We start from the raw sequence: 24811 nt of genomic DNA, 5'->3' as shown, positions 1-24811 counted from the left end.
AGCGCCTGGCCGTAGGCCTGCCGCTCCTACAGCAGTGGCGGGACGACCACGAGGTCGTCGTCGTCGCAGACCACCTCGCACACGACGTCCACCACACCCTCGACCTTGCGAACGGCCTCGGCGAGCGCCATCACCTGGGACCTCCTCGGCACCCGCCCGCCGATCTTCACCACGCCCGCCTCCGTCCCGGCCGTGAACGTCCCGCTCGCCGGAAGCGCGGCCCGGACGTCGGCCTCCAGCTCGCCGGCGGGCCGGGTGAAGACGCGCAGGACGTCCCGCTGGTGCAGGGTGCCCACGATGCGCCCGCTGACCGGGTCGATCACGGGTAGCTGCTTGACGCGCCTGTCGTGCATGAGCCTGGCCGCGTCGCGCAGGCCGGCGCCCGGCGTGACGGTGATCGCCGGGGACGTCATGAGCTGGGACGCCGTGACGCCGGCGGCCTTCTCGTGCTCGCGCCGCTGCCTGCCGGACTCGAACATCGACACGCTGTGCCGTACCGTGTCGATCTCCTTGAGCAGCAGATCATCCTCGGAGACCACGCCCATCGGGCGGCGGTCAGCGTCGATCACGGTGACCGCGCCCACCGCGAACCGCTTCATCGCGGCCACGATGTCGGCGAACGACGCGTCCGCCGGCACCGCGATGGCGACTCGTCCCATGACGTCCTTGACTTCGATCGACATGTTCTCCCACCTCGTTTCCACGTCCCAGGCTCGCGGACGGCAGGCGGCGCGGTCAGCGGCGAAGGTCCCGACGGCCCGGGCGAAAGTCCCCGCATTCCACCGGTCGTGGGGGCCGCCGGGCCCGGTGGTGAGCGCGGCCGGCCGTCGAGCGAGGGGCGACGCGGAGGCACCCGCCAGGTGAGAAGGCGGCCCCGTCCGCCCGGCCGGGCTCGCCATCGTGACTGCCGGTCACTCCCCGGCTGCTCTGCCGTCGGACGGGACCGCCCCGGGGATGGGGGTCGTTCTTTCTCCCCGGCGGGTGCCCGCATTCATGATCGCCGTACGGGCGGCGCGCAGGTAGGGCCGAAGGTCCCCTGCCTAGCGGGACGTCCGGCCCCACCTCCGCACGAGGTCGCACAGCGGCGGCGTCAGGACGGCGGCGCCCACGGCCATGGCCCAGCCCACCGGCGGCAGCGGGGCGAGCGCGAGCAGGGCGCCCAGCGCGGGCACCAGCGTGACCAGCGCCTGCAACGCGGCCGTCCCGGCGACGGCGACCAGCACGGCCCGGCCGCGCCACCAGCCGCGCTCGAACGTCCACCGTCCGGCCCGCGCCACGTACGCCAGCGTCAGCCGGGCGAACACGAGGGTCAGCACGGCCTGGGTCCTGACCATGGTGTCGTTCCAGCCGAGCCGCCGGGCGACCTCGACGGCCGCCACCACGAGCAGGCCGACGATCAGCGAGCGCACCGCGATGCGGGTCAGCACCCGCCGTGACAGCAGGCCGTCCCTGGACGGGCTGGCCGCGAGGGGGTCGCCGGGGGCGCGGTCGACGCCGAGGGCGATGGCGGGGATGCCGTCGAGCACCAGGTTGATCCAGAGCAGGTGCACCGGCAGCAGCGGGATGACCAGGTCGGGCCAGAGGAAGAGGCCGACGAGCACGAGGAAGATCTCCGCCAGGTTCCCCGCCAGCAGGTAGCCGATCATGGAGGCGACGTTGCGGTGCAGGCGGCGTCCCTCGCGCACGCCGGTGACGATGGTGCCGAGCTCGCCGTTGGTGACGACCACGGCGGCGGCCTCGCGGGCCACGTCGGTGCCCTCCTCCCCCGCCATGGCCACCCCGACGTCGGCGTGCCGCAGGGCCGGGGCGTCGTTGACGCCGTCGCCGGTCATCGCGACGATCTCGCCGCCGTCGCGCAGGGCGTGCACGAGGTCCAGCTTGGTGGCCGGGTCGACGCGTGCCAGCACGCCCGCCTCGCGCAGCCGGGACGGGCGGTCGTCGCCGTTCAGGGTCTCGCCCGTCACCACCGGGTCCGGGTCGATGCCGACCTCCTCGGCCACGGCGCGGGCGGTGTCGGCGTGGTCGCCGGTCACCATGATGACGCGGATGCCGCCGCGTCGCGCGTCCGCCACCGCCTGCTGGGCCGACGGGCGGATCTCGTCGCTCAGCCCGACCAGGCCCACCGGCCGCAGTCCTTCGGCGTCCAGGTCGTCGGTGTCGGCCTCGGCCAGCGCCAGCACCCGCAGCCCTCTTCTGGCCAGGCCGGGGACGGCGGCGGTCAGCCGGTCGGTCTCCATTCCCGGCTCGCAGAGTGCCAGGACGACCTCGGGGGCGCCTTTCACGGTGAGCACGGGGGCAGTGGAGAGGTCTTGGCCGCCGGTGACGACGGCCATCGAGCGGGTGTCGGCGTCGAAGGGCCGGGTGGCCAGTCTCGGCTCGTCCGCTCGTACTCCGTGCTCGGCGGCGGCGTTCGCGAGGGCGACGTCCATCGCGTCGCCCAGCCCGTCGCGGGCGTCGTTGCAGCGTACGGCGGCCCGCCACAGGTCAGCGCCGCGCACGGCCACGTGGTCCTGCACGGCCAGGCGGCCGGTGGTGAGCGTGCCGGTCTTGTCGGAGGCGATCACGGTGGTGGCGCCGAGCGCCTGGATCGCCGACAGCCTGCGCACGATGACGCCGAGCCTGGCCATGCGCTGCGACCCGAGCGCCAGCGCGGTGGTGACGGCCGCCGCCATGCTCTCCGGCACCGCCGCGATGGCCAGCGCCACCCCAGCCAGCACCAGCTCGAACGGCGCGATCCCGCCCCTGGTGAAGCCGAGCGCCACCATCACCACGCCGGCGACGACGGCCAGCACGCCGACCCGTTTGGACACCTTGGCCAGCTCCACCTCCAGCGGCCCCTTCACGGGCCCCTGCAGCGCGGAGGCGATCGCGCCCATCTGGGTGCCCGCGCCGGTGGCGGTGACGATCGCGACTCCCGAGCCGCGCACCACCATGGTGCCGGAGAACAGCTCCCCGTCGCGGTCCCCCAGGGGCCCGTCGGTGTGCCCGCCGGCGCGCTTGGCCGCCGAACGCGACTCTCCCGTCAGCATCGACTCGTTGGCCGCCAGCGAGACCGCCTCCGCCACCCGGCCGTCGGCGGGCACCCGGTCGCCCGCCGCCACCTCGATGACGTCCCCCGGCACCACCTCGGCCGCCGGGATCCGCCGGACGGTGCCGCCGCGCCGGACCTTGGCCATGGGCGCGGTCAGCGTGCGCAGGGCGCGTACCGCCTGCTCGGCCTTGACCTCCTGCGTCACTCCGATGACCACGTTGACCAGCAGGATGGCCAGGATCGCGGCGCCTTCCGGCACCTCGCGCAGGACGGCGAGGGTGACCAGGCCGGCGATCAGCAGCAGGACGGACAGCGGGTCGGCGAGCTGGCGCGCCGCCCGCGCCGCCAGGGACGGCCGTCTCGCTTCGGGCAGCTCGTTGCGCCCGTGTCCGGCCAGCAGCCGGGTGGCCTCGTCGTCGGCGAGCCCGGTCAGGGCGGGCGTGGGAGCGTCCATGCCTCCAATAGATCACCCTGTACGGCGGACGCGCGGGAGCCGAAGGCCCTGACACCATGGGACCTTCGGCCCTGTCCCATGCGGTGGTGCCTCTCACACGGTCGCGACGGGGAACGACGCCGCCAGGCTCTCGCCCCACTGCCGCGCCCGTTCCACCTCTCCGGCCACCAGCGGCCCTTCCGTCCCGGACACGTAGAACCCCTGCGCCGGCGCCACGGCCCTGATCCCGAGGCGCCGCAGCCGCCTGGCGATCCCACGGGCGGCGGAGCCGGGCATGCGCGGCTTGCCGATGCGGGTGTCGAAGGCCGCCGAGAGCAGCCCGGCCGAGGAGGTGCGCAGGGTGGTGAGCCATTCGCGCACCCCGTCCCCCCTGGAGATCAGCGGCGCGGTGGCCTGCTGGGCGGCGGAGCGGCGGGTGGCGGCCCTGCTCATGGAGAAGGCGTGCGTCGGCCCGCCCACCACCAGCAGCCCGAACTCCGCCCCCACCGCCGCGGGCGCCGAGCCGGCCTCGGCGACCTCGACGCGCATGCGGGTGGCCAGCCCCTCCGCGACCGCCTCGGCGATCAGCTTGGTGTTGCCGAACATCGATTCGTACACGACCAGCGCGTCCATCACGCGTCTCCCATCGGGTTGTCATGGGGCGGGACGGGTTCGAGCGGCTCCTGACCCGCCCGGCGCCCATCTCCACTCTCGTCGCGGCGGGTCCGCGTCACCCGGGCAGGAAGTCCCGTGAAGGCGCGCCGTTGGTCCCGGGAGCGGTCAGTCGTCGCGTACCTGGGCGGCGGTGACGGCGACGGTCGTGACGATGTCGGCCACGGTCGCGCCCCGGGACAGGTCGTTGACCGGCTTGCGCAGCCCCTGCAGCACCGGCCCCACCGCGACGGCCCCCGCGCTCCGCTGCACCGCCTTGTACAGGTTGTTGCCGGTGTTCAGGTCGGGCACCACGAACACGGTGGCCCGGCCTGCCACCCGGCTGTCGGGCATCTTGGCGCGGGCCACGGTGGGGTCGACGGCGGCGTCGTACTGGATCGGCCCTTCCACCTGGAGGTCGGGGCGGCGCGAGCGGACCAGCTCGGTCGCGGCGCGGACCTTGTCGACGTCGGCGCCCGCGCCGGACACGCCCGTCGAGTACGACAGCATGGCGATGCGGGGTTCGACGCCGAACAGGGCGGCGCTGCGGGCGGAGGCGATGGCGATGTCGGCGAGCTGCTCGGCGGTCGGGTCGGGGTTGACGGCGCAGTCGCCGTAGACCAGCACCCGGTCGGCCAGGCACATGAAGAACACGCTGGAGACGAGGCCCAGCCGCAGGATCTCGAAGGCGGGCCGGATGGTGTGCGCGGTGGTGTGCGCGGCGCCCGACACCATGCCGTCGGCCATGCCGGTGTGCACCATGAGCGTGCCGAAGTAGGACACGTCGGTGACGGTGTCGCGGGCCAGCTCGACGGTCATGCCCTTGTGCGCGCGTACCTTCGCGTACGCCTGGGCGAACCGTTCGCGCAGCTCCGCGTCGAACGGGCTGAGCACCCGGGCGGCCGCCAGATCGAGGCCGAGCTGGGCGGCCCTGACCCGGATGCGTTCCTCGTCGCCGAGCAGGGTGAGCTCGGCGACGCCGCGGCGCAGCAGGGTGTCGGCGGCGCGCAGGATGCGTGGCTCCTCCCCTTCCGGCAGCACGATGTGCCTGCGGCGGGCGCGGGCCCGGTCGAGCAGCTCGTACTCGAACATGAGGGGGGTGACGACGTCGGTCTTGGCGATGTCCAGCCGTTCGAGCAGCAGCGGCCCGTCCACGTGCTCGGCGAACAGCCGTACCGCCGTGTCGATCTTCCCGCCCGCCTCGGGCGTGAAGCGGCCCTCGACCTCCGACAGCCGGGTGGCGGTGTCGAACGTGTCGTGGTCGGTGGCGATCACCGGCAGCGGGATCGTCATGCCGCGCAGCAGCCGTCCGACGGGGGCGGGCAGGTCGGTGCCGCCGGTGAGGACCACGGCCGACAGGGCGGGGAAGCCCGGCGCTGTGTGCGCCGCGATGAGGCCGGGCAGCAGCGCGGCGGCCCGGTCGGACGGGATGATGACGGCGGCGCCCTCGGTGAGGCGGTCGAGGATGCCGGGCAGCGACATGGCGCCCACCATCAGCGCGCTGGCCTCGCGGCCGAGCCCGTCGCGCTCGCCCAGGTAGAGCCGGCCGTCGCAGGCGTCGAGCAGGTCGGCCACCGCCGGGGCGCGCAGCGACGGCGTCTCCGGCAGCACGAACACCGGCGTCGGGTGCTCCAGGGTGAGCGGCCCGGCGGCGCGGGTGACCACCACGGCCAGCTCGCGGGCGTGGTGGTGGGCCAGCTCCCTGGCCGACAGCTCGACCGCCGCGCCGATCTGCGCGGCGGTCCTGCCCCTGCCGCTCACCACGTTGACCACGGGCGTGCCCAGGTCGGCCGCCAGCCGGGCGTTGAACCCGAACTCCGTCGGCGCCCCCACGTCGGTGTAGTCGGTGCCGACCACCACCATCGCGTCACACCGCCCGGCCAGGGCACGGTAGCGGGCCACGACGTCGCCGGCCGCCCGTTCCACGTCGGCGTGCACCTCGTCGTAGGTGACGCCCGCGTACGCCTCGTGGGGCAGCGCGAGCTGGAACCTGCTCCGGATGGTGTTGATCAGGGCGTCCTCCCGGCCCGCCCGCACCACGGGCCGGAACACCCCCACCGTCCCGACCTGCCGGGACAGCAGCTCCACCAGGCCCAGGGCGACGGTTCCCTTGTTGCTTCCCGCCTCACCCGCAGCGATGTACACAGCACGCGTCATGGCTTCATTCTTCTCGGCGCCCGCAGGCCCCCGTCATTCGGGCTCCAGCCGCACGGTGCCCGCCACGCCGTCGATCGTGATGAGCTGCCCGGTGGTGATCTCGCGGGTGGCGTCGCGGACGCAGATGACGGCGGGGATGCCGTACTCGCGGGCGACGGTGGGGCCGTGCGCCACCTGCGAGCCCGTTTCCGTGACGAGGCCGGCGGCCGTCATGAACAGGGGTGTCCAGCCGGGGTCGGTGGTGGGCGCGACCAGGATCTCGCCCGGTTCGATGCGCGCGCCCTGCGGGTCGCGGATGACCCGCGCCCTGCCGGTGGCCCGCCCGGCGGCGCCGGCCATCCCGGTCAGGACGCCGTCCTGCGCGGGCGGCGCGGGGGCGAGCGTCTCCACGTCGGTCCCGTCGGACAGCAGGGCGCCTGGCACGGCGGGCCTGCGCAGCTCGCGCTCGTGTTCCGCGCGCCGGGCGGCGGCCAGGCGCCGCTGGTCGGCGCCGTCGCGGACGGCCTCGCGCGCCTCGCCGAGCGTCAGGAACATGATGTCGTCGCCGCGCTCCAGCAGGCCGCGGCCGGCCAGGTCGGCGCCGACGAGCAGGAGCTGCCGCCGGGCCGCCTGGATGGCGGGCAGCCAGGCGAACTTGCCGATCTCCCGCAGCCCGGTGAGCTCCCGGGAGCGGCGCATGAAGAAGACGGCCAGCCGGCCGCGCACCGGCCGCCTGCGCCGCGCCCGCCGCGACAGCGTCACGATCATGGCCTCGGCCCTGGCCGCCGCCGCCGCGAAGCGCCGGTCGGGCGCCTGCGCCGGGTCGTCGACCCGCAGGTAGTTGGCGATCGTGGCGAACAGCGGCGCCGGGTCCTCGTCCCAGTGGGGCACGCCGACGTCGATCTCGGCCGCCGCGCGCATGCCGTACTTCTGCAGGAAGCCCGCCATGCCGACGTCGGGCAGCTCGCCCGCGAAGTAGGCGGCGGCGAGCTCCTCGGGCGGGGTGCCGAGGAACAGGTCGCGGTGCTCGCGGGCGCGCACGGACAGGCTCCACAGCTCCAGGTCCATCCGCGTGGTCACGTTGTACGGCATGCCGCCGAGCACGGTGCCGAGCTCCTCCTCGGTGGCGACGCCCTTGAGCAGCGCGGCCGGGATCGTCCCGGCGATCATTCCCGCGCTGAGCGGCCCGAGTATGCCGTGCATGTCGATGCTCATGATCGGCTTGTGGGAGTCCTCGATCACCCAGCGCAGCCGTTCCGCGGCCGTCGCGGACTCTCCCGGCGGGGTGAGCAGCCGTTTGATCTCGGCGACGCCGCGGAAGGCGCGGGCGCGGCCACGCGCGGGCGCGGCCAGGCTCGACACCACCCCGGCGACCACCACGGGCAGCAGGCGGAGCGTGCCCCTGATCGCGCTGCCGCGGTGGAACGGCAGGCCAGGCCGGGGCGCGAAGCGCGGGTCGTCGAGCATGTGGCGCACCGCGTTTTGCACGCGCGGCCCGTAGATCTCCAGGGAGGGGCCGAGCCGCCCGCGCATGCCCTTGTTGCGCAGGAAGTCGGTCACGTCGAAGTAGAGCCGCCCGCCGATCGGCACCAGCCGGGGCAGCGGGTCACGCCGGTCGACCCTGGCCCCCGCCGCCTCGAACCACAGGGCCGCACCCGCCTTCAGCAGCGAGACCCCCATCGGGGTGCACGGGCGCAGCATGCCCTGTACGTGGCCGATCTCCAGGTAGAGCCGCGTGTCGCCGGTGTCGGGCGGCTGCGGGAAGAGCGTGGTGACCGGCCGCGACTGCAGCAGCCGCAAAGTGCCGTCCGCGTCGATGGCCCATTCGACGTCCTGGGGCGAGCCGAAGTGCCGTTGCAGGCGCGTTCCGGCCGCGCGCAGCCGTTCGAGCTGCTCCGCGTCCAGGCATCCTGGCGGGTCCGCCGCGATCGGCGCGTGCTCGCCGAGAACGTAGTGGTCCGGAACGACGCTGCCCTCGACGACGGCGGTGCCCAGGCCGGGGGCGGCGTCCACGACCGTCTCCGCGCGGCAGCCGGTGATCGGGTTCGCGGTGAACAGCACGCCCGCGGCGACCGGGTCGATCATGCGTTGCACCACCACGGCCATGGCCGCGTCGGCGATGCCCGCGGCGGCGCGGTAGGCGACGGCCCGCTCGGTGAACAGGGAGTCCCAGCAGCGGCGGACCGCGCCGATCAGCTCGCCCGCGCCTTCGACGTTCAGGTAGGTGTCCTGCTGGCCGGCGAAGCTGGCCTCCGGCAGGTCCTCGGCGGTGGCGCTGGAGCGGACGGCCACCCGCCCGCCGCCGAGCCGCTGGTAGGCCTCGGCCAGCTCCCGCTCGGGAAGCTGCCCCGACCGGTACGGCTCGACCGTGACGCAGAAGCCGCCGGGCACCCGCTCGCCCGCCTTGATCATCTCTCCGAGCCCGGCGGCCTTGCCTCCCACCAGGTCGATCATGGAGGCGTCGATGCCGGACAGCGGGATCAGTTCCATCGCGCTCACTCCTCGGACGGCAGCACAACGTTCGTGCCGACCAGGCTTCCCGGCGCGCCCCGCCACCGACGCTAGCACCGCCGGGAGCCGGGCGCGCGGGCCCGTCGCAGCGGGCGCGACCCCGGTCCGCGAAAATGGCCTCATGGCCGACCGCATTCTCGTCCTGAACACGGGATCCTCCTCCATCAAGTACGAGCTCGTGGACCCGCGCACCCGCGCGCGCTCGGCCAGGGGCCTGGTCGAGCGCATCGGGCAGGAGCAGGGGCGGCTGACCCACCGCACAGGCGACGGGCCGCCCTACGTCCTCGACCGGCCCTTCCCCGGTCACGGCGAGGGGCTGGAGGCGATGATGGAGGCGTTCGCGGCGGCGGGGCCCGAGCTCGCCCCCGTCGCGGTCGGGCACCGGGTGGTGCACGGCGGCGACCGGTTCGCCGAGGCGGTGCTGATCGACGACGAGGTGATCGCCGCCATCGAGGAGCTGGCGCCGCTCGCTCCCCTGCACAACCCGGTCAACCTCACCGGCATCCGGCTGGCCCGCAAGGTGTTCCCTGGGGTGCCGCAGGTGGCGGTGTTCGACACGGCGTTCCACCGGACGCTGCCGCCCGAGGCGTACACGTACGCGGTGCCGCGCGAGTGGCGCGAGCGGGGCGTGCGGCGCTTCGGCTTCCACGGCACCTCCTGCGCCTACGTCTCCCGCCGCGCCGCCGCCCTGCTCGGCCGCGACCTCGCCGGCCTCGGCCTGATCGTGCTGCACCTGGGCAACGGCGCCAGCGCCACCGCCGTCTCCGGCGGGCGCAGCCTCGACACCTCCATGGGCATGACGCCGCTGGAGGGGCTGGTCATGGGCACCCGCTCGGGCGACGTGGACCCGGCCGTCGGCGGCTATCTCGCCCGCACGCTCGGGCTGGACGCCGAGCAGGTGGAGCACGCGCTCAGCCACGGCGGCGGCCTGCTCGCCCTCACCGGCTCCAGCGACATGCGCCAGGTGCGCGCCCGCGACGACGCCGAGGCCCGGCTGGCCCTGGACGTCTACACGCGCCGCATCCGCAAGTACGTCGGCGCCTACTACGCGCTGCTGGGCCGGGTGGACGCGATCGTGTTCACCGGCGGGGTGGGCGAGCACGACGCCGCCACCCGGGCGGAGTCGCTGGCCGGGCTGGAGCGGCTCGGCATCGCCGTGGACGCCACCCTCAACGCGGCGGCCTCGGGCGGGGAACGCGCCGTGTCGCCCGCCGGCGCCGAGGTGCCCGTGCTGGTGATCCCCACCGACGAGGAGGGCGAGATCGCCCGCCAGACCATGGAGAAGCTGCCTGCCTGACGTGCGGCGTCACGTTGCCCTCCCGGGCGCGGCTATCGTGGAGCGAAGCGGGCGAGCCGGGGGCGGCGCCGCAATAGGATGGCCTGGTGGGGGCACTGTGGCCGGTGTGCTCGTCCCGGTGATCGTCACGCCCACCTGCCTGATCCACCTGCCTGATCCATTTGTGCCAGGAGAACGCATGAGCGACCGCCTCACCGCCGCGATGATCAGCCAGGCGGCCGATCGGTTGCGGCCGGTGATCCGCCGTACCGCGCTGGAGCCCAACGAGCGGCTGTCCGGCCTGCTCGGCGGCCCGGTGCTGCTCAAGCGGGAGGACGCGCAGGTGTGCCGCTCCTACAAGGTGCGCGGCGCGTTCAACCTGATCGCCTCGCTCACCGACGGCGAGCGGCGGCGCGGCGTCGTCTGCGCGAGCGCGGGCAACCACGGGCAGGGCGTCGCGTTCGCCTGCGCGCGGCTGGGCATCAGCGGCCGCGTGTACGTGCCGTCCACCACGCCGCGCCAGAAGCGCGAGCGCATCGCGGCGCTCGGCGGCGACCGGGTGGAGATCGTGGTCGGCGGCGGCACCTACGACGAGGCGAGCGGCGCCGCGCACGCCGACAGCGAGCGCACCGGCGCGGTCTACGTGCATCCCTTCGACGACGTCAGGACCATGGCCGGGCAGGGCACCGTCGGCCTGGAGATCCTGGAGCAGGCCGGGCAGGCGCCCGGCACGGTGATCGTCCCCGTCGGCGGGGGCGGCCTGATCAGCGGCCTGGCCGTCTGGCTGCGCGAGCACTCGCCCGCCACCCGCATCATCGGCGCGGAGCCCGCGGGAGCGGCCAGCATGCGCGCCGCCCTCGGCCACGGCGGCCCCCTCGCCCTGCCCGAGCTCGACACGTTCGTCGACGGCGCCGCCGTCGGCAGGGTCGGAGACACCACGTTCCCGCTGGTCAAGGACCTGGTGGACGAGGTCGTCCCGGTCGACGAGGGCGCCGTGTGCACCGAGATGCTCGATCTCTACCAGACCGACGGCATCATCGCCGAGCCCGCCGGAGCCCTCGCGGGCGCCGCGGCCCGCGAGCTGCTGCCGCACTCCCCCGAGGGGCCGGTCGTGTGCGTGGTGTCGGGCGGCAACAACGACGTCAGCCGCTACAACGAGGTGCTGGAGCGCTCGCTCGTGCACATCGGGCTGCGGCACTACTTCCTGGTGACGTTCCCGCAGCGGCCCGGCGCGCTGCGCCACTTCCTGGACGAGGTGCTGGGCGAGGGCGAGGACATCATCGCCTTCGAGTACATCAAGAAGAACAACCGCGAGACCGGCCCCGCGCTCGTCGGCATCGAGCTGGAGCGGGCGGGCGACCTCGACGACCTGCTGTCCAGGATGAAGGGCGGGCCGCTCACGGTGGAGCGCATCCCGCCGGGTTCGCCGCTGTTCACGTTCATCCTCTGAACTTCCGCCACATCTCGGTCAGGTCCGGGCGCGACCGTCAGGTCCGCCTGTGCCGGGGCCGTCACCTTCCAGCCGGGCGCCGGCGCGCTGCCCGCTCTCGTGCACGCGAGCATGGCGAGAGCGTGAACCTGAGCGGCCTCCCACCCGACTGTGCAGGGTGACGGAAGGGACGAGATGATCGATGAGCTGCTGGTGGTCCGCGCCCAGCTGGGCGAACGGGCCGCCTGGTCCGAGCTGGTGGCCCGATGGCGCGTGCCGGTGTGGACCTACGTGCGGCGCATGCTGGACGCCGACCGCGCCGACGACGTGACCCAGGAGATCTGGCTGGCCGTGGTCCGCGGGCTGCCCAGGCTGCGGGAGCCCGGCCGGTTCGCGCCGTGGCTGTTCACGATCGCCCGCCGGTCGGTGGCCGACCGGCTGCGCGACGAGTACGCCGCCGCGAACGAGACCCTCACCGGCGACGACACGGCGGCCGAGGATCCCGTCGAGACCGTGGTGGACCGGGCCGAGCTGGTCGCCGCGCTGGCCGGGCTGCCGGTGCTGGAGCGGGAGGTGCTCGTCCTGTTCTACCTGGAGGACCTGCCCGTGGAGGAGTGCGCGCAGATCTGCCTCGTCCCTGCCGGGACGGTCAAGTCCCGGCTCAATCGGGCTCGCCGGATGTTGCGGGAGCACCTGGAGGAAAGGGGATACCGGGCATGAACGACGACGAGCCGCGCCTGTCGGCGGCGGAGCTGATCGAGCGGCTGGAGCCGGCGCTGTCCCCGTGGCGGCGGGCGCGCGCCGTGGCGGCGCTGCTGGCCGGGCTGGCGGGGACGGTGTTCGTGGCGGCGTTGTGGTGGAGCGAGCCGGGGCCGCTGCCGGGGCGCACGCAGGCCGCGTTCGCCTGCTTCACCGTGTTCTGCCTGGCCTGGACCTCGTACGGCGGCTGGCTGCTGACGCGCAGGGTGCCGCTGTTCGCCACCGACCGGGTGGTCGCCGGGTGGATCGCGCTGGTGGCGTCGCTGGTCACCGGGGTGGGGCTGGCGGGTGTCGCCGTGCAGCGCGGCGGCGGCCTGGGTGCCGCGTTGGCGACCGGGGGCGTCCTCGTGGCGGCGGCGCTGGTGCTGGTCGTGCGGGCACACACCCGCCGCGCCGCGCTCCTGCGCCGCAGGCGGGAGCTGAGCGAGCGAACGCAGACCGGGCGCGAACCGGACGGACGCGAACCGGACGGACGCGAACCGGACGGACGCGAACCAGGCGGGCGCGAACCAGGCGGGCGCGAACCAGGCGGGCGCGGACCGGGCGGGCGCGGGCCGGGCGGAGAGGGGCAGGCGTGAGCGCGCTGGAGGTGGACGGGCTGGGCAGACGGTACGGCGGGCACTGGGCGCTGCGCGAGGCCACGTTCGACCTGCCGCCCGGCGCCCGGTGCGCGCTGGTCGGGCCGAACGGGGCAGGCAAGACCACGCTGCTCAACCTGGTGACCGGGCTGCTGGCACCCACCACGGGCCGGGTCCGCGTGCTGGGCCGCCCGCTGCAGGTGTCCGGGGTGGCGTTCGTGGCGCAGGACAAGCCGCTGTACCGCCGCTGGACGGTGACGGACCTGCTGCGTTTCGGCGCCGCGACCAACCCCGCCTGGGACCGGCACGCCGCCGTCTCGTTCCTGCTCGCCCACGACATCCCCCTCGACCGTCGGGCGGACCGCCTGTCCGGCGGGCAGCGCACCCTGGTGGCGCTCGCCCTGGCCGCCGGCAAGCGGGCCGGCCTGCTGGTGCTGGACGAGCCGCTGGCCGAGCTGGACCCGCTGGCCCGCATCCAGGTGATGGACGCGGTGCGCGCCATGGACACCACCGTCCTGCTGTCGTCGCACCTCCTCGCCGACCTGGCCGGGGTGTGCGATCACCTGATCCTGCTCGGCGCGGGCCGGGTGCGGCTGCGTGGCCGCTTCGCCGACCTGCTCGCCCGTCATCCCGCCACCACGATGGAGGACCTCGTGCTCGCCCATCTGCGCGACCCGGGGCTGTCCCGATGACAGGACCGGGGACGGGGCCGCTGTGGGTGGCGTGGCGGGGGCAGCGCGCCCAGGCCGCCGCGATCGCCGCCGTCGTGACGATGTACGGCGTGGCCGCCGTGGCGGAGCGCCTGGAGCCGGGGCTGTCCGGGCTCACCCAGCAGCTCGCCGGGCTGCTTCCGGGGGCGGTCTGCCTGGTGTGGGGGGCGCCGCTGATCTCCCGCGAGTTCGAGACGGGCACGTACCGGCTGGCCTGGACCCAGAGCTGGACGCGCGGCCGGTGGCTGGCCACGGTCCTGTCCACGGCGGTGGGGGCGCGCTGGTCGCGGCGGCGGTGACGGCCGCGCTGCTGGCCTGGACGGTGCCTGCCGCCGGAGGCGATCCGATGGCCTGGCCGTACTACGAGAGCCACGGCCCGGTGCCGTTCGCCCGCGTGCTGTTCGCCCTGCTGCTGGGTGTCGCGCTCGGCGCCCTCACCCGGCACACGCGCATCGCCATGCCGCTGTCCCTCCTGCTGGTCGGCGCCGGCCAGCTCGCCGGGCGGGCGCTGCGGGGCCTGCTGGCGCTGCCTTACTGGCCGGCGCAGTGGATCGAGGCCGCCGCTCATCTCGTCCTCGCCCTGCTCCTGGCCGGGGTCGCGCTGCTGGCCATCCGGCGGCGCACCTGACGGACTGCACGCCCGGCCTTGCCCCACGATCTACCAGGAACCGGGCATGTGTGGCATGGCGGGGTGGGTGGACTTCGAGGGTGACCTGCGGGAGGAGCGCCGGACCGCGCAGGACATGACCGGCACCATGGCCTGCCGCGGCCCCGGCGACGAGGGGCTGTGGACGGCCCGGCACGCCGCCATCGGCCACCGCAGGCTCGCCGTCATCGACCTCGCCGGCGGCCGCCAGCCGATGGTGGCGGAGGAGGAGGGGCGCGAGCCCGTCGTCCTCACCTACAGCGGCGAGGTGTACGACTTCGAGGAGCTGCGGGCCGAGCTGTCGGGGCTCGGCCACCGCTTCCGCACCCGCAGCGACACCGAGGTCGTCCTGCGCGCCTACCTGGAGTGGGGCGAGGACCTGGCCGGGCACCTCAACGGCATGTACGCCTTCGCCGTCTGGGACGCCCGCGAGGAGCGGCTGCTCCTGGTGCGCGACCGCATGGGCATCAAGCCGCTGTACTACTACCCGACGCCGCACGGCGTGCTGTTCGGCTCGGAGCCGAAGGCGATCCTGGCCAACCCCGCTCGCGCGCCGCGTGCTCGACGCGGGCGGGCTGCGGGAGCTGCCGGCGTTCGTCAAGACGCCGGAGCACGGCGTCTTCTCCGGCATGCACGAGGTGCGCCCCGGCCAGGTCGTCACCGTGTCGAGGAACGGCAGCGCCGCTGCTGGCGGCTCACCTCCCACGAGCACCCCGACGACGTCGGCGGGACCGTGCGGACCGTGCGCGGCCTGCTGGACGACATCGTCGCCCGCCAGCTCATCAGCGACGTGCCCCTGTGCGCCCTGCTGTCGGGCGGCCTGGACTCCAGCATGGTGACCGCGCTGGCCGCCAAGCTGCTGCGCGAGCAGGGCCTCGGCACCTTACGCTCGTTCTCGGTGGACTTCGTCCTGCTGCGGCTGCTCATGGCCGCGGCCCGGGGGGTGACGCGGGCGCTGTCGGATCCCCGCTGCGCGTGCCGGTGACGCGCACCACGAGTCAGGCCCCGGCGCCGGCCTGGGTGAGGTGAAGCTGGGCGTACCGGCCGCCGGTCGCCAGGAGCTCGTCGTGCGTGCCCTGCTCGACGACGCGCCCCCGGTCCAGCACGACGATCCGGTCCGCCTGCCGCACCGTGGACAGCCGGTGCGCGACGACGAGCGTCGTCCGTCCCCGCATGAGCCGGGCCAGCGCGTCCTTGACGAGTTCCTCCGACTCCGAATCCAGCGCGGACGTCGCCTCGTCCAGCAGCAGGATGCGCGGATCGCGGACGAGCGCGCGGGCGATGGCGAGCCGCTGCCGCTGCCCGCCGGACAGGCGCGCGCCCCGCTCCCCCACGACCGTGTCCCAGCCCTGCGGCTGGTCCTGGACGAACGACCAGGCGTTCGCGTCGCGCAGCGCCTGAGCGATCCGCTCGTCGGGGACCTCCGGCAGCCCGTACGCGATGTTCTCCCTGATGGTGCCCTCGAACAGCACCGACTCCTGCGGGACGACCGAGACGAAGCGTCGGACGGTGCGCAGGTCGAGCTCCTGGATGTCGTCCCCGTCGAGCAGGATGCGGCCCCCGGTGGGGCGGACGAAGCCGAGCACCAGGTTGAGCAGGGTCGACTTGCCGGAGCCCGACGAGCCGACGAACGCGACGGTCGTCCCCGGCGGGATGTCGAGGTCGATGGCGTGCAGGGCGTCACCGTCCGCTCCCGGGTAGCGGTGCGAGGCCCGTTCGAGGCGGATGGCGCCGTGCACGGCGGCGACGGCGCGCTTGCCCTCGTTCTGCTCCAGGTCGGGCTCCTGGATGACCTCGGCGATCGACCGGATCGACTCCACGCCGCGCGCGGCGACCGGGATGAGCAGGAGAAGCTGGGTGAGCCCCTGGGTGAGCAGGGCGAAGTAGCTGGACAGCAGGACCACCTCGCCGGCGGTGATCGGCAGGAAGCCGGTGAGGGAGAAGATCGCGGCCAGTACGAGGCAGCCGACCCCCAGGAGCTGCATCGTCACCCAGGACAGGGACGCGACGTGCCCGTTGAGCATGTCCAGGTGCAGGCCGGCCCTGCGCACGCCGTCGGCGCCGTAGGCGACGCGCGTGACCGCGGTCTCCTCCAGGCCGTGCGCGCGGGTGACGGGGATCAGGGACGCCATCTCGCCGACGCGGGCGGCGAGCCCCTCCATCTCGCGGCGCAGCTCCTCGTTGCGGCGGCGCGACCGCCGGCCGAGCGCGGTGCGCAGCACGAGCGCGATCGGGACCGTGAGCGCGTAGACGGGCAGGAACTGCGGCACGGCGATCGCGGTCATGGAGATCGCGCCGATGAGCACCATGGTGGCCGACAGCAGCGGGTGGGTCACCTGCTGGAGCATCAGCTCGACGTTCTCGACGTCCCGCACGACCTTGTTCTGCACGATCGACGAGCTCATGCGGGTGTGGTAGCCGATCGACAGGCTCTGCAGCCGCGCGGCGAGCGCGTTGCGCAGGTCGGCGCCGATGTCGCGGACGACCGTCATGAAGTTGCGCGTGTAGAGGATGTGGTTCGGATAGTTCTGCAGCAGCAGGACGCCCGCGAGCGCGAACCACCACAGGACGGCGGTGAGCGAGCCGCGGCCGGCGACGACGTCGATGATCGCGGCCGTGATGACCGGGAGGAACCAGAGCGGGATCTCCTTGAACGCGAACGCCAGGAGCGCCGTCGCCATGCGGCCGGGCCGGCGCGCGAGCAGCCGGAGGACGGACCGGGCCGGATGGGCGCCGTCGATCAGAGCGGTGACGTGGGAGGGGGGCTTCACTGCGCGTGTCCTTTCTCGCCGTCACGGCCGGGCGGGGGCGTGCGCCGTGGCGGCCGGGGATCATGCAACCACACGGCCGCCCGCCCGCCCGCGCTGGGGCGGGTCAGATCTTTGCTCTGGTGAAGTGGAACAGGCCCGGCGTCTTCTCGGTGGTGGAGGCCAGCCGCCGGACCTGCTTGCCGGTCAGGTCGATCACCACGATGTCGAACCCCTCGCCCTTCTTCAGGAAGACCGCCAGGTGGTCGTCGTCCCACCAGCCGAGCAGCCGGGTGCCCGTGAACGGGACCGTCACCGTCTGGCCGTTCCCGTTGAGCGGGCGCACGCACAGGTCGGTGCCCGTGGCGGCGCATCGGGTGACGAAGCGGGAGCGGTCGGGCGAGATCGGGCCGTCGTCCATCTGCTCGGGGGCGTGGGCGTCGTCCAGGCTGCGGCGGTGGACGCCGTTCACGTCGTACAGCTCGATCGTGCCGTCCTCGGCCCACATGCCGATGGAGCCGCCCACCCAGAAGAAGCGCAGCAGGCCCGCGGGCGCTTCGTCGACTTCCACCACGCGGGCGGTTCCCCGCTCGACGTCGACGATCGCGAAGCCCGCTCTCGTCCACGCGCCGCCGGTCGCGCCGGGCAGGGACAGCGTCACCAGGCCGAAACGGCCGGTGAGGTCCCAGCGGGGCGCGTACGCCCAGACGCCGCGTTCGTCGGTGATGAGCACGGGGCGCTTCTTGCCGGTCGAGCGGTTGACGATCGTGACCGTCTTGGGGCCGTTGTCCGGGTTGTAGTTGTTGAGGACCAGCGCGTCGGTGCCGTCTGGGGACAGGACGTAGGGGTGGCTGTAGCTCTTGTCCCGCTTGAACGTCCGGGTGTCCGGCTGCCGGATGTAGACGCCGTTGCCGCCGTAGTAGGAGGCGAGTTTGATCGGGTCGTCGTCGTTCTCGTAGACCCGCATCTCCGTGGACGGCACGGTGAAGCTCGTCGTGGGTTTGGGGATGGTGGCGGTGGTGGAGGCCGGCTGGCGCTGCGGGGTGGAGGACGCCGGGGGGCGGGAGGTGGCGGACGGGGGGCCGAGGGCCAGGGCGAGGGCCGTGAGGGCCAGCGCGGTGGTGACCGCGGCCGCGGCGATCCCGGTCCGCAACGACGGGCGGCGGCGGGCGAGCCCCGATCTGCCGGCCGTCGCGGGAAGGGCGGTCTCAAGAGGCGGGGCGGGCCGCGCGGGTGAGGCGGACTGCGCGGGTGGGGTCGCGGCGACGGGGGACATGCCCAGCAGGCGCGCCAGCGCGTCCCCCGCGGTGGGCCGCCGGGCCGGGTCCTTGGCCAGGCAGTCCAGGACGAGCGCGCGCAGGGCCGGGTCCTCGACGCAGGCGGCGTCCGGCTCGGCGGTCAGGATGCGGCCGATCACCGCGGGCAGGTGGTCGTTGCCGAACGGGTACCGGCCGGAGGCGGCGAACACCAGCGTGCCGGCCCAGGCGAACAGGTCGGCGGGCGGCCCGGGGCTCACCTGCCCGAACTGCTCGGGCGCCATGAACGCGGGCGTGCCGATCACGCCCCCGGTCAGCGTCGAGGTGAGGTCGAGCGCCCTGGCCACGCCGAAGTCGATCACCCGGGGCCCGTCGGCGGCCAGCAGGACGTTGGACGGCTTGAAGTCGCGGTGCACGATGCCGGCCTGGTGGATGGCCGCCAGCGCGGTGACGGTGCCGATCGCCAGCCGGTGCAGGGACGCGCCCGTCCGCGGCCCCTCCGCGCGCACCACCTCGGCCAGGGTGGGGCCTTCGACGTACTCGCTCACGATGTACGGGCGGCCCTCGTGCAGCCCCGTGGCGAGGACCTGCGCGGTGCAGAACGGCGCCACCCGCCGGGCCAGCTCCACCTCGCGGACGAACCGGCGCGCCGCCTCGGCGTCCCCCGCCAGCTCGGCGCGCAGCAGTTTCACCGCCACCCTGGTGGTGTCGTCCCCGGCGGCGGGGACGGCGAGATGGACGGTGCCCTGCCCGCCCTCCCCGAGCCGGCCGATCAGCCTGTATCCGGCGATCTGCGCCGGGTCGTCCGGACGTGTCCCCCCGGCCTCCGTCATCCCACAGTCCCCCGTCTGACGTTCCCCGACATTCTGGTGACGATCACGGCCGATGTCGAGGGGCCCGCCGGAGCCCTTTTCTGCCGATTGCTTTTTCAGGCACTTCGCTCACCCAAAGTGAAGAAGTCAAGGTAAATACCCGCGCGCACTTCTGGCACTCAACGGAACCGAGTGCCGAATAAAAAAATCATAGTGCTCCGGGCGATTTATCCGGAGTGAATGGGTATGGAGACGTCCATCATTCAGTCAGAAAGGGTTCCGAGCACACCTGTTGCCTGCTCAGGCAGGCAAAATCAACGCAGGACAAATGACGCGCGGCATTCATTTCCGACGCCCGCCAATGCCTTGCGAATCGTCACCTCGTCATTTATCTGACCCAGGAGAGAAAACGGAATGACTCAAACCGCACACCGCTCGTACACCGGCCTCGAAGAAAGGACCGCGCAGACCAAGGAAGCCATCAGGCAGGTCTACGAGTTCATCTCCGAGGAGTACGACGACCGCATCCCCGGCCTCACCCCCGCCGACCGCCGTTTCATCGACACCGAGCTCGACTTCATCCTCGGCCGCGTCAGGCCAGGGGACTCCGTGCTCGACATCGGCTGCGGCACCGGCCGGCTCACCATCCCCCTGTCGAGGCTCGCCCGGGAGGTCGTCGGCCTGGACATCTGCGACGGGATGTTGTCCGTCGCGCGGCGCAAGGCGGAGGAGGAAGGGGCCAGGATCCGGTTCGAGCGGGGCGACATGTGCGACCTGCCGTACCCGGACGACAGCTTCGACGTCGTCACCAGCACGCTCGCGCTCATGCACATCCCGCCCGAGGCACGGACGACCGCGTTCTCGGAGATCGCCCGGGTGCTGCGGCCCGGCGGCCGGATGCTGACCGGGGTGAAGAACGCCGCGTTCGAGCAGCTCACCCGGGCGGACCGGTTCGCGACCGTGGACGTCACGGACGTCGAGAACAAGACCCTGGTGTTCACCGGCACCCGCGACGGCGGGGAGCGCGTGGCCCCCTGGTTCAGCTTCTCCCCCGACGAGCTGGAGTACCTGTTCTCCGACGCCGGGCTGAAGCCCACGACGCTGCGCGGGAACTGTGTGGTCGCGGCCTGGGTGGCCGACCAGATCCTGGCCGACCCCGGCATCTACTCGATCGTCGAGCAACTCGAGACGGCGTTGAACGAGACTCCCCCGTTCAGCCGGTTCGGGTACTACATCCTGGCCGAGGCGGTGAAGCCCGGCTGACAGGCGGACGGCGACGGGAAACCGGGAGGACCGCGAAGGTCCTCCCGGTTCCCGTGTGCCGGAGGCCGGGCGAAGGCGGCACGCTCGCCGCGTGCCGGAGGTCAGGCGGAGGCGGCACGGTGGCCGTGCGCCGGAGGTCGCGCGGAGGCGGCACGGTGGCCGTGCGCCGGAGGCCGGGCGGAGGCGGCACGGTCGCCGCGTGCCGGAGGTCAGGCGGAGGTGGCCTGCTGCACCGGCGGCGTGCCGGAGTCCTGCCGGAACGGCGCGCGCAGCCACGGGAAGGCCGCCGCGCTCAGCGCCGAGGCGGCCACGGCGACCACGGCGAGCAGCGCGAAGCTGCCGCCGCCCAGCACCTGGTAGGCGGCCGTGGCCGCGATCGGCCCGGCGACCCAGCCAAGGTCGGAAACCAGCCCGAACCAGCCGAACGCCCATCCCTGACGTCCTTCCCCGAGCCGCCCGATGACCGCCCGCATGTTGACGTAGACCAGTGGCTGCACGGCCATCAGCCCGATGAAGGCCGCGGTGAACACCCCGTACGAGCCGGTCACCCAGGCCAGCGCCAGCGCCGCGGCCTGCACGGCGAAGACCGCGGCGGCCAGGGGGAAGCCGCCTGACAGGCGCACGATCCGGCCGCCCACCCAGGAGAAGACGGCGAAGACGGCCAGCCCGAGGAAGAAGCTGACCGAGACCGCTTGCTCCCCCGCGCCCAGCGGCCCGGTGCCGTGCAGCGGGAACAGCGGCTCCAGCGCCGCGTAGACGGCGTTGTTGGCCAGGTCGAGCACGCCCAGGACGAGGACGAGCGGGATCAGCGGCAGACGGGACAGCCGCTCGGCGCCCTCGGCGGGCGCGGGCGTCCCGCCGCTCGCCGAGCTCCCCTCGGGACGCCCGCCGCGGCGGAAGGCCAGCGCCACCAGGACGGTGGCGAGCACCGTCAGCAGCGCGCCGCCCGCGAACGCGGACCTGAAGTCGATCACCCCGGACAGCGCGGCGATGAGGCCGGGCCCCACCGTCATCCCCGCCACCGCCGCGGTCCCGAACCAGCCCAGCGTACGGTCCGAGCCGTGCCCCGACTCGTTCCCGAGCTGCGCGGTGAGCCGGTAGAGGGCCGGCATGGCCAGCCCCTCCCCGAGGCCCCAGACGAACCGGCAGGCCACCACCTGGGCGGACGTGGTGGCCACGGCCAGCGCCGCGGTGGCCAGGGCGGTGACGGCCAGGCCAGCGATCGCGATGGTCCGGCCGCCGATCCGGTCGACGAGCCAGCCGCCGAGGGGCTGGCTGAGCGCCTTGGCCGCGGCGAACCCCGCGAACGCCACGCCGATGAGCACCGCGCTCATCTGGAACAGCGTGTTGAGAGTCGGGACGAACGGGATGAGCACGGTGTAGGCCACGTTCGCCACGCCGACGGCGGTGAGCAGCGCCACCAGCCGTAACCGCACGCCGGCCCGGCCGTTCATCCTGGCCTGCCCAGGAAGTCGCCGATGCGGCGGTGCATCTCGGCCAGGCGATCCGCGTAGTGGGCCCGGCGGCCGGGGGCGAGCGCGTACACCGGGCTCCACAGGTCGACCGGGTGGAAGCCGAGTCGCTGTTTGAACTCCAGGTTGCCGCGCCCGAAGTCGACCCACCGGCAGCCGCGGGCGGCGGCCGCCCCGATGGCCTCGTAGATCAGGAAGTAGTAGGGGAAGTGGGTCTTGAGCAGGGTGTAGTCGATGCCGGCGGCCCACAGGATCAGGCAGCCGTCGTGTTCGAAGGACAGCAGCCCGGCGGCCGGCCGCCCGTCGAGGTCCGCGCTGAGCAGCCGGGTGCCCGGCACCTCCAGCAGCGCGCGCAGCGCCGGCTCGCTGTAGAGGGGCGGGGTGCCGTGCCGCTCGGCGGGCTGGCGGGTGAGCCGGGCGAAGGCGGGCAGCACCTGCCCGGCCTCGGTGACGTCCCTGTCGTGGTAGGTCAGCCCGGCCTGCGCGCCGCGCCGGTGGTAGCGCCGCAGCCGGCCCCGGTGGGCGGTGGCCAGCCGTTCGAGGTAGGCGTCCATGCCGTCCGTCAGGCGCAGGCGGCACGTGGCGTCGAGCCGGACGAGGGCGTCCGGCGGCGGCAGCTCGCCCAGCGCCGGACCTGGCTCCAGGTTGGTGACGACCAGGGCCTCGGCGCCCCACCCCTGGGCGGTCTCCAAGGCTTCCGCCACGGTCTCGGCCGCCACGCGGGCCGCCTCGGGCGCGGGCACCTGGTTGAGCGGGCTGGAGACGGCGTACACGGTGGACAGGTACGCGACCGGCCCGTCCCACACGGGCGGCAGGCCCGCGTCGCCCTCGTACCCGCGCCACAGCGGCGAGTGCGCGACGAGCTGCAACGTGACCGGCAGCCCGCCGGCCCGCAGCCGGACGTGGGCGGCGGCCGGCTCCGCCTGGCCGGCCAGCCAGGCGTCCTGCCAGCTCTCGGTCGCGAAGACTCGCCCGCAGACCGTGCCGGGGTCGGTGACGGTGTTCACGAGGGGCCCCTCTCGTGGTGCAGGGGGCAGCGGTCGGCGAGGGGGACGTTGGTGTCCGGCAGCACGTACTGCTTCCACTCGCGCATCTCCGTGTCGCCGTAGGCGAGCTCGACCAGTTGCGGATGCGGGGGGACGTCGTCCCAGCGCCGCACCCGGTCGTAGATCCGCTGCCGGATGCGCTCACCGCCGGGGTCGTCGCGGTTGGTGCCGAAGAACACCCTTCTGGGCTGGAAGCACATGAGGAAGTGGTCGCCCATGCGCCGGCTGCGGCGCCGCCGGTAGGCGGGGATGCAGGGGAAGACGAACATGGGGTCGCCGGCGAAGCAGAACTCCCACTCGGGGTGGTCGGGGTCGCTGGGGATGCCCGCGGGCCACGGCTCGGGGTCGTGCGCGCGCAGCCAGCGCAGGGTGTCCCAGAAACGCCGCTCGTGGGCGGCGAAGTCGCGCTCTCCCCTGTCGGGGAAGAACGCGATGAGCAGGTGGCGGCGGCGCGGGTGGGCGCGCGAGAGGGCGATGAAGTCGGCCAGGGTCGGCGGCAGTGCGCCGAGGTCGTGCTCCCCGCCCACCCAGGTGTAGCGGATGTGTCCCTGGGCCTCGGCGGTGGTGCCGAAGGAGCAGGGGAACTCCGGGTCGGTGATCACGGCGCGGTAGGCCTCGTACGCCTCCGTCACCCAGCTCTGACAGGCGCCGCCCGTCAGATCCTCCTTGGTGAGCAGGCGTGACCGGTGTTCGGCAAGGGTTCGGCCCATGACAGGCGCTCCTTCTCAGACGGGCTCTTCTCAGGCGGGCTCACGGATGAGGGGGCAGGACAGGCAGCGGGGGCCGCCGCGCCCCCTGCCCAGCTCGGCCCCCGGCACGGTGACGACCTCGACCCCGTGGTCGGCGAGGAGTTCGTTGCTGCGCTCGTTGCGCTCGTAGCTGATCACGACGCCCGGGGCGAGCGTCAGGACGTTGTTGCCGTCGTCCCACTGCTCACGCTCGGCGGTCGGGGCGTCGGTGCTGAGGCTGATGAACTGAAGGTCCGGCCTGTCCAGCGTGGCGGCCAGGATGTCGCGCAGCGGCCCTTCCTGCGCCAGTTCGAGCTCCTGTCCGCGCAACCGCAGGCGGTGGCCGGTCAGGCGGCCGGCCAGGTGGCTGAAGACGAGGAACCGGTCGGCGTCGACCATGGTCAGGACGGTGTCCAGGTGCATGGTGGCGCGTTCGCGCGGCAGCGGGCAGACGACCACGTCACGCGCCGTCCCGTCCAGCAGCAGCCGTTCGGCCAGGGCCGCCACGTCCGCGAAGCCGCTGCGCTCGCTGACGCCGATCAGCACGGTCCCGTCGCCGGGCACCAGGATGTCGCCGCCTTCCACACCGTGCCGCAGGGTCCAGGCGGCCCAGCCGTCCACTTGGGAGAGGCTGTGCAGGCCCGCGTACGCCAGGGAGAGCACGCGCCGCTCCCCCTGCCGGGCGGGCTTGCGCAGGCGGGTCAGGCACAGCCGGTCGTGGATCCAGGCCGAGGAGTCGCGGACGAAGACGAGGTTGGGCAGCGGCGGGACGAGGAAGTCGGGCCCGGCGATGCGGCGCAGCCAGCCGGGGGCGTCCGGCAGCTCCCCGGGGAGCACGCCCGCGATCAGCACGTCGGCGAGATCCGCCGCCGGCAGTCTGGTCAGCCAGTCGTGCAACGCCCTGTCCGTACGGCGTTCGCCGGTCGCGGCCAGCGACTCCACCACGCACTCGCGGGCCTGCCCGGTGAGGGCGGGCACGAGCAGGTCGGTGAGGTAGACCACCTCCACGCCGTGCTCGCGCAGCCGGGCGGTGAACACGTCGTGCTCCAGCCCGGCGCCCGTCGGCCAGGGCACCTCGTCGTAGAGCAGTTCCCGGCAGTTGGCCGGCGTGAGGCGTGCCAGCTCGCGGCCGGGCCGGTGCACCAATACTTGGCGGAGTCGTCCGATCTCCGACCCCACGCGGGGCCGGTGGTGATAGCGGGCGCCGGGGGCTTGACCGGTGTCCGGCTCGGGGGGGTGCGCCCAGTGAAGGGTCATGGCAGCTCCAGATGCGCCGGCGATGCGAGATGCTTGCGTGCGTCAAGCACATATACCGTCGAAACCGGGC

At 73.8% G+C, this 24811-nt stretch carries 20 protein-coding genes; 9 read left to right on the top strand and 11 right to left on the bottom strand.

Features of this window, described 5'->3' with window-relative positions; translation table 11 throughout:
- Positions 1–26 precede the first annotated feature (26 nt).
- From FXF51_RS32380 to FXF51_RS32360, 5 genes are all read right to left on the bottom strand, one after another.
- A complete protein-coding gene (locus tag FXF51_RS32380; RefSeq protein WP_148438478.1) occupies positions 27–683 on the bottom strand; it encodes a CBS domain-containing protein in 657 nt (218 codons plus the stop codon).
- 357 nt (positions 684–1040) lie between these two features.
- Entirely contained in the window at positions 1041–3485 is a 2445-nt protein-coding gene (locus tag FXF51_RS32375) for a cation-translocating P-type ATPase (protein WP_148438477.1), read from the bottom strand.
- Positions 3486–3578: 93 nt separating this feature from the next.
- Complete coding sequence (locus tag FXF51_RS32370) at positions 3579–4097, bottom strand: flavodoxin family protein (protein ID WP_148438476.1); 519 nt, start codon at positions 4095–4097, stop codon at positions 3579–3581.
- A 147-nt stretch (positions 4098–4244) separates the two neighbouring features.
- Entirely contained in the window at positions 4245–6272 is a 2028-nt protein-coding gene (pta, locus tag FXF51_RS32365; protein ID WP_148438475.1) for a phosphate acetyltransferase, read from the bottom strand.
- 33 nt (positions 6273–6305) lie between these two features.
- Complete coding sequence (locus FXF51_RS32360) at positions 6306–8741, bottom strand: PEP/pyruvate-binding domain-containing protein (protein ID WP_148438474.1); 2436 nt, start codon at positions 8739–8741, stop codon at positions 6306–6308.
- 142 nt (positions 8742–8883) lie between these two features.
- Between FXF51_RS32360 and FXF51_RS32355 the strand changes: the two genes are divergently transcribed.
- The 8 genes from FXF51_RS32355 (at position 8884) to asnB (ending at position 15145) form a co-directional block, all read left to right on the top strand.
- On the top strand, positions 8884–10059 hold the full coding sequence (locus tag FXF51_RS32355; protein WP_148438473.1) for an acetate/propionate family kinase: 1176 nt from the start codon (positions 8884–8886) through the stop codon (positions 10057–10059).
- Between the two features lie 178 nt (positions 10060–10237).
- The gene (ilvA, locus tag FXF51_RS32350) at positions 10238–11488 is read left to right on the top strand and encodes a threonine ammonia-lyase IlvA (protein WP_148438472.1); all 1251 of its coding nucleotides are present in this window, start codon (positions 10238–10240) and stop codon (positions 11486–11488) included.
- 174 nt (positions 11489–11662) lie between these two features.
- The gene (locus FXF51_RS32345; protein WP_148438471.1) at positions 11663–12187 is read left to right on the top strand and encodes an RNA polymerase sigma factor; all 525 of its coding nucleotides are present in this window, start codon (positions 11663–11665) and stop codon (positions 12185–12187) included.
- On the top strand, positions 12184–12804 hold the full coding sequence (locus FXF51_RS32340) for a hypothetical protein (protein WP_187414686.1): 621 nt from the start codon (positions 12184–12186) through the stop codon (positions 12802–12804). Before FXF51_RS32345 ends, FXF51_RS32340 begins: the two co-directional genes overlap by 4 nt.
- Positions 12801–13496, top strand: a complete 696-nt coding sequence (locus FXF51_RS32335) for an ABC transporter ATP-binding protein (protein ID WP_148438470.1) — start codon at positions 12801–12803, stop codon at positions 13494–13496. Before FXF51_RS32340 ends, FXF51_RS32335 begins: the two co-directional genes overlap by 4 nt.
- Positions 13493–13813 carry a hypothetical protein gene (locus tag FXF51_RS32330; RefSeq protein ID WP_148438469.1) on the top strand — a complete coding sequence of 107 codons (321 nt, stop codon included), beginning with the start codon at positions 13493–13495 and terminating at the stop codon, positions 13811–13813. Before FXF51_RS32335 ends, FXF51_RS32330 begins: the two co-directional genes overlap by 4 nt.
- On the top strand, positions 13810–14142 hold the full coding sequence (locus FXF51_RS32325) for a hypothetical protein (RefSeq protein WP_187414685.1): 333 nt from the start codon (positions 13810–13812) through the stop codon (positions 14140–14142). Before FXF51_RS32330 ends, FXF51_RS32325 begins: the two co-directional genes overlap by 4 nt.
- Positions 14143–14197: 55 nt before the next feature.
- Positions 14198–15145, top strand: a complete 948-nt coding sequence (gene asnB / locus FXF51_RS32320) for an asparagine synthase (glutamine-hydrolyzing) (RefSeq protein ID WP_262379986.1) — start codon at positions 14198–14200, stop codon at positions 15143–15145.
- A gap of 13 nt (positions 15146–15158) precedes the next feature.
- Here the strand turns inward: asnB and FXF51_RS32315 are convergent, their stop codons facing one another.
- Both FXF51_RS32315 and FXF51_RS32310 read right to left on the bottom strand, forming a co-directional pair.
- Positions 15159–16931 (bottom strand): ABC transporter ATP-binding protein, encoded by a 1773-nt coding sequence (locus FXF51_RS32315; RefSeq protein WP_148438467.1) that lies wholly within the window; start codon positions 16929–16931, stop codon positions 15159–15161.
- 103 nt (positions 16932–17034) lie between these two features.
- Positions 17035–18996: a serine/threonine-protein kinase gene (locus FXF51_RS32310; protein ID WP_148438466.1), complete on the bottom strand. Its 1962-nt coding sequence runs from the start codon at positions 18994–18996 to the stop codon at positions 17035–17037.
- Positions 18997–19389: 393 nt separating this feature from the next.
- Here FXF51_RS32310 and FXF51_RS32305 point away from each other — a divergent pair, with 393 nt between their 5' ends.
- The gene (locus tag FXF51_RS32305) at positions 19390–20238 is read left to right on the top strand and encodes a class I SAM-dependent methyltransferase (RefSeq protein ID WP_148438465.1); all 849 of its coding nucleotides are present in this window, start codon (positions 19390–19392) and stop codon (positions 20236–20238) included.
- A 209-nt stretch (positions 20239–20447) separates the two neighbouring features.
- Here the strand turns inward: FXF51_RS32305 and FXF51_RS32300 are convergent, their stop codons facing one another.
- The 4 genes from FXF51_RS32300 to FXF51_RS32285 are packed head-to-tail and all read right to left on the bottom strand — an operon-like array spanning position 20448 to position 24741.
- Positions 20448–21692 (bottom strand): MFS transporter, encoded by a 1245-nt coding sequence (locus FXF51_RS32300; RefSeq protein ID WP_148438464.1) that lies wholly within the window; start codon positions 21690–21692, stop codon positions 20448–20450.
- Positions 21689–22717, bottom strand: coding sequence for a GNAT family N-acetyltransferase (locus tag FXF51_RS32295; protein WP_148438463.1), 1029 nt, complete (start codon positions 22715–22717; stop codon positions 21689–21691). The genes FXF51_RS32300 and FXF51_RS32295 overlap by 4 nt, the downstream gene beginning before the upstream one ends.
- Positions 22714–23466, bottom strand: a complete 753-nt coding sequence (locus tag FXF51_RS32290; RefSeq protein ID WP_148438462.1) for a YqcI/YcgG family protein — start codon at positions 23464–23466, stop codon at positions 22714–22716. The genes FXF51_RS32295 and FXF51_RS32290 overlap by 4 nt, the downstream gene beginning before the upstream one ends.
- A 30-nt stretch (positions 23467–23496) precedes the next feature.
- Positions 23497–24741, bottom strand: coding sequence for an arginine deiminase family protein (locus tag FXF51_RS32285; RefSeq protein WP_148438461.1), 1245 nt, complete (start codon positions 24739–24741; stop codon positions 23497–23499).
- Between the last annotated feature and the right edge of the window lie 70 nt (positions 24742–24811).

This window comes from Nonomuraea sp. PA05, from assembly GCF_008086045.1.
In the GTDB taxonomy this organism is placed as follows: domain Bacteria; phylum Actinomycetota; class Actinomycetes; order Streptosporangiales; family Streptosporangiaceae; genus Nonomuraea; species Nonomuraea monospora.
This window is presented reverse-complemented; position numbering and strand designations above follow the sequence as displayed.

Coding starts and splice junctions, on each gene's coding strand:
- FXF51_RS32305 (WP_148438465.1), top strand. CDS start 19,390: ATGACTCAAACCGCACACCGCTCGTACACCGGCCTCGAAGAAAGGACC.
- asnB (WP_262379986.1), top strand. CDS start 14,198: ATGGCGGGGTGGGTGGACTTCGAGGGTGACCTGCGGGAGGAGCGCCGG.
- FXF51_RS32345 (WP_148438471.1), top strand. CDS start 11,663: ATGATCGATGAGCTGCTGGTGGTCCGCGCCCAGCTGGGCGAACGGGCC.
- FXF51_RS32285 (WP_148438461.1), bottom strand. CDS start 24,741: ATGACCCTTCACTGGGCGCACCCCCCCGAGCCGGACACCGGTCAAGCC.
- FXF51_RS32310 (WP_148438466.1), bottom strand. CDS start 18,996: ATGACGGAGGCCGGGGGGACACGTCCGGACGACCCGGCGCAGATCGCC.
- pta (WP_148438475.1), bottom strand. CDS start 6,272: ATGACGCGTGCTGTGTACATCGCTGCGGGTGAGGCGGGAAGCAACAAG.
- FXF51_RS32375 (WP_148438477.1), bottom strand. CDS start 3,485: ATGGACGCTCCCACGCCCGCCCTGACCGGGCTCGCCGACGACGAGGCC.
- FXF51_RS32330 (WP_148438469.1), top strand. CDS start 13,493: ATGACAGGACCGGGGACGGGGCCGCTGTGGGTGGCGTGGCGGGGGCAG.
- FXF51_RS32300 (WP_148438464.1), bottom strand. CDS start 21,692: ATGAACGGCCGGGCCGGCGTGCGGTTACGGCTGGTGGCGCTGCTCACC.
- FXF51_RS32355 (WP_148438473.1), top strand. CDS start 8,884: ATGGCCGACCGCATTCTCGTCCTGAACACGGGATCCTCCTCCATCAAG.
- FXF51_RS32370 (WP_148438476.1), bottom strand. CDS start 4,097: ATGGACGCGCTGGTCGTGTACGAATCGATGTTCGGCAACACCAAGCTG.
- ilvA (WP_148438472.1), top strand. CDS start 10,238: ATGAGCGACCGCCTCACCGCCGCGATGATCAGCCAGGCGGCCGATCGG.
- FXF51_RS32340 (WP_187414686.1), top strand. CDS start 12,184: ATGAACGACGACGAGCCGCGCCTGTCGGCGGCGGAGCTGATCGAGCGG.
- FXF51_RS32380 (WP_148438478.1), bottom strand. CDS start 683: ATGTCGATCGAAGTCAAGGACGTCATGGGACGAGTCGCCATCGCGGTG.
- FXF51_RS32290 (WP_148438462.1), bottom strand. CDS start 23,466: ATGGGCCGAACCCTTGCCGAACACCGGTCACGCCTGCTCACCAAGGAG.
- FXF51_RS32360 (WP_148438474.1), bottom strand. CDS start 8,741: ATGGAACTGATCCCGCTGTCCGGCATCGACGCCTCCATGATCGACCTG.